Raw genomic sequence first — 3,693 nt, forward strand, 5'->3', positions numbered from 1 at the left:
TTTTTTGGGGGGGTGTGTGGGGGGGGGGGGGGGGGGGCCCCCCACACCCCCCCCCCCCCCCCGGGGGGGTGGGGGGGGGGGGCGGGGGGCCCGGGATAGGCACTGTGCCAGTCCTTCCCCCCTCACCCCAACCCCTCTCCCCCGCAGGGGAGAGGGGCTAGATACGTATCTTTCATCATCGGGGGTGGCTTGCCACCGTGATGCATGAGCGTCAGAACGACCGCATGACCAGGACCTGTGCCTTGAACAGGATGGCGGCCACCATGAGGGCGATGCCACCGCTGAGGACCACCAGGAGCTCAAGGCCCAGCAGGTAGTATTCGCCCATGAACCAGGTGGCGCCCACGGCGGCGCAGACGATGAGGCCGGCCAGCCCGATGAGGGTGCCCAGGGTGTTGATGAGTGTGTCCATGGTGTGGTGGTCCCCGCTGTGGTTGTTGGTGTTGTCGCTATGGTAGGGGCTTTTCTCGGCCGAGGCCCGCTCCCACGGGCGGGGAATGCGGGAAAAGCTGATTCAGGTCAGCATCGCGCGCGCCGGCTCAGTGGTTGGCCAGGCGGCGCTCCCAGTCCAGTGAGGTGCGCACGATGAATTCCAGGTCGTCGTGCCGGGGTTCCCAGCCCAGCACCGAGCGGATGCGGTCGGCGGCGGCCACCAGGCTGGGGGGGTCGCCGGCGCGGCGGGGCTCTTCGCGGATGTCCAGGGGCTGGCCATTGAGCCGTTGTACCGTGTCCAGCACTTCACGCACGCTCAGGCCGTGGCCGTAGCCCACGTTGAGGGTATCGGAGGCGCCGCCGGCGCGCAGGTACTCCAGGGCCTTGAGATGGGCGGCGGCCAGATCCGTCACGTGGATGTAGTCGCGCACGCCGGTGCCATCGGGGGTGGGATAGTCGGTGCCGAATACGGAGATATGGGAACGCTTGCCCACCGCCGCCTCGCAGGCCACCTTGATCAGCAGGGTGGCCTTTTCCGTGGACTGGCCGATGCGACCCTCCGGGTCGGAGCCGGCCACGTTGAAGTAGCGCAGGGCCACATGGCGCAGGGGTGTGGCGGCGGAGAGATCCCGGAGCATCCACTCGCTCATGAGCTTGGAGGTGCCGTAGGGGTTGATGGGGGCGTTGGGGGTATCTTCCCGGGCGACGCCGTCGGTGGGGATGCCATAGACGGCGGCGGTGGAGGAGAAGACGACGTGCTTGATGCCGGCCTCCTGGCAGCATTGCAGCAGGTTGCGGGTGCCGCAGGTGTTGTTGCGGTAGTACTTGAGCGGGTCGGCGACGGATTCCGGCACGATGGTGTGGGCGGCGAAGTGCATCACCGTGTCGATGTCGTGTTCGCGCAGCAGCGTGGAAACCCGTTCGGTGTCGGCGACATCGCCGATGATGAGGTCGGACTGGATGACCGATTCGGCGAAGCCGGTGGAGAGGTTGTCCAGGACAACGACCCGTTCGCCGGCCTCGGCCAGCATGAGGGCCACGTGCGCGCCGATGTAGCCGGCGCCGCCAGTGACGAGGATGCCTTTTTGGGGCATGGGGTTCTCCTTTTCTGGTTGAGCTGCGTGCCCGCCGTTTTCCCCTCATCCCCAGCCCTTCTCCCCTGAGGGGAGAAGGGAGTGCCTACTCCGCTCAGGGGAGGGGCTCTCTCCCCTGGAGGAGAAGCCCCTCTCCCGCTGGCGGGAGAGGGGTTGGGGTGAGGGTCGATCAGCCCTTTCTCCCGCGCCCGATGGCATAGTAGGCGAACCCCATGTCTTCCATGTGCTTGGGCTCGTACAGGTTGCGGCCGTCGAAAATGGCCGGTTCCTTGAGGTGCTTGCGGATCAACTCGAAATCCGGGCTGCGGAAGACATTCCATTCGGTCACGATGGCCAGGACATCGGCGCCTTCCAGGGTCTGCTCGTGATGATCACACAGCACCAGGTCGTCGCGTTGACCGTAGATGTGGGCGCATTCTTCCATGGCCACCGGGTCGTGGGCACGCACCCGGGCGCCGGCCGCCCACAAGGATTCCATGAGCATGCGGCTGGAGGCCTCGCGCATGTCGTCGGTATTGGGCTTGAAGGCCAGGCCCCACAGGGCGATGGTGCGGCCCTTGAGATCCCCCTGGAAGTGGCTGTGGATCTTCTGGAACAGGCGCTCCTTCTGGCGTTCGTTCACGTCTTCCACGGCGGTGAGCAACTGGGCCTTGAAGCCCACCTGACGAGCGGTGCGCTCCAGGGCCTTCACATCCTTGGGGAAGCAGGATCCGCCGTAGCCGCAGCCGGGGTAAATGAAGTGGTAGCCAATGCGCGGATCGGAGCCGATCCCCTGGCGCACGTGCTCAATGTCGGCGTCCAGGGCCTCGGCCAGATTGGCCAGCTCGTTCATGAAACTGATCTTGGTGGCCAGCATGGCGTTGGCGGCATACTTGGTCAGTTCCGCGGAACGGATGTCCATCACCATCACCCGGTCGTGATTGCGATTGAAGGGGCCGTACAGGGCGCGCATCAGCTCGCCGGTGCGCGGGTTGTCGGTGCCGACGATGATGCGATCGGGCTTCATGAAGTCATCCACCGCGGCGCCTTCCTTGAGGAACTCCGGATTGGAGACCACATCGAAGTCGATCTGCGCGTTGCGAGCCTGCAGGGTGCCGGCCATGGCTTCCTGTACCTTGTCGGAGGTGCCCACCGGCACGGTGGACTTGGTCACGACGATGCGGTATTCGTCCATGTGCTCCGCCACGGTGCGGGCCACGGCCAGCACGTGGCGCAGATCGGCGGAGCCGTCCTCGTCCGGCGGGGTGCCCACGGCGATGAACTGGAACAGGCCGTGACGCACGCCTTCGGCGGCATCGGTGGTGAAGGCCAGGCGACCGGACTGCACGTTATCGGCCACCATGTCTTCCAGGCCCGGCTCGTAGATGGGGATTTCCCCCCGGTTGAGGCGCGCGATCTTGTCCTGATCGATGTCCACGCACAGTACCTGATTGCCCACTTCCGCCAGGCAGGCGCCCGTCACCAGGCCCACATAGCCGGATCCGTAGATAGTGACCTTCATTGGTTGGCAGTCCTCTGTTTCATGCGATGATGGATGATTGTCTGCCAGCGATCGTAGCAAAAGGTCGTGGCATGATCATTAAAATGCAAAAGGTGGTTGACAGGTGGGGGTCAGATCACAATAATACCGGGCTTTCGCGTCTGGAGGGGTTCCCGAGCGGTCAAAGGGGGCAGACTGTAAATCTGCTGGCTCAGCCTTCGAAGGTTCGAATCCTTCCCCCTCCACCAGAATGCAGTAAGGCGCCGGCAATGACCCGGAACAGGGTCAGCGCCGGCGGCCTGTCGATGTGGCAGTGGCGGGTTTTCGGCGTTATGCTGGCGGGGTAAGCCTCCCGCGCTCCATCGCATCGATTGGATGGTCAGAGGTTGGATGGCTTGGCGTAGCGCATCCGGAAGTGCGGTTTTGCGGGTGTAGTTCAACGGTAGAACCTCAGCCTTCCAAGCTGATGATGTGGGTTCGATTCCCATCACCCGCTCCAGTTTGATCAGAGGTTATGGCAGCGCTTGGCGCGCCTTTTTTGTTTTGCCCATGTAGCTCAGGCGGTAGAGCACTTCCTTGGTAAGGAAGAGGTCACCGGTTCAAGTCCGGTCATGGGCTCCATCTTTCAGTACAGTGCTGGGCTCTCAAGGCCCTGTTAAGTAGAACATCAGCCGGGGTGCTAGACCA

3 protein-coding genes and 3 tRNA genes are annotated in these 3,693 nt (G+C 64.1%); 3 read left to right on the forward strand and 3 right to left on the reverse strand.

Annotation, left to right across the window (positions count from 1 at the left end; genetic code table 11):
* Positions 1 to 211: 211 nt before the first annotated feature.
* The 3 genes from LPW29_RS14855 to LPW29_RS14865 form a co-directional block, all read right to left on the reverse strand.
* Positions 212 to 412 (reverse strand): hypothetical protein, encoded by a 201-nt coding sequence (locus LPW29_RS14855; RefSeq protein ID WP_238628661.1) that lies wholly within the window; start codon positions 410 to 412, stop codon positions 212 to 214.
* A 127-nt stretch (positions 413 to 539) separates the two neighbouring features.
* Positions 540 to 1,526 carry a UDP-glucose 4-epimerase GalE gene (gene galE / locus LPW29_RS14860; protein WP_238628662.1) on the reverse strand — a complete coding sequence of 329 codons (987 nt, stop codon included), beginning with the start codon at positions 1,524 to 1,526 and terminating at the stop codon, positions 540 to 542.
* Positions 1,527 to 1,695: 169 nt separating this feature from the next.
* Positions 1,696 to 3,027, reverse strand: coding sequence for a UDP-glucose dehydrogenase family protein (locus LPW29_RS14865; RefSeq protein ID WP_238628663.1), 1,332 nt, complete (start codon positions 3,025 to 3,027; stop codon positions 1,696 to 1,698).
* A gap of 142 nt (positions 3,028 to 3,169) precedes the next feature.
* Between LPW29_RS14865 and LPW29_RS14870 the strand changes: the two genes are divergently transcribed.
* From LPW29_RS14870 to LPW29_RS14880, 3 genes are all read left to right on the forward strand, one after another.
* Positions 3,170 to 3,254: transfer RNA gene (locus LPW29_RS14870), tRNA-Tyr, on the forward strand.
* A gap of 177 nt (positions 3,255 to 3,431) precedes the next feature.
* Positions 3,432 to 3,505 (forward strand) — tRNA-Gly (locus tag LPW29_RS14875).
* Positions 3,506 to 3,551: 46 nt separating this feature from the next.
* Positions 3,552 to 3,627 (forward strand) — tRNA-Thr (locus LPW29_RS14880).
* The last annotated feature ends 66 nt before the right edge of the window (positions 3,628 to 3,693 follow it).

This window comes from Ectothiorhodospira sp. 9100, assembly GCF_022227565.1.
Classification (GTDB): domain Bacteria; phylum Pseudomonadota; class Gammaproteobacteria; order Ectothiorhodospirales; family Ectothiorhodospiraceae; genus Ectothiorhodospira; species Ectothiorhodospira marina.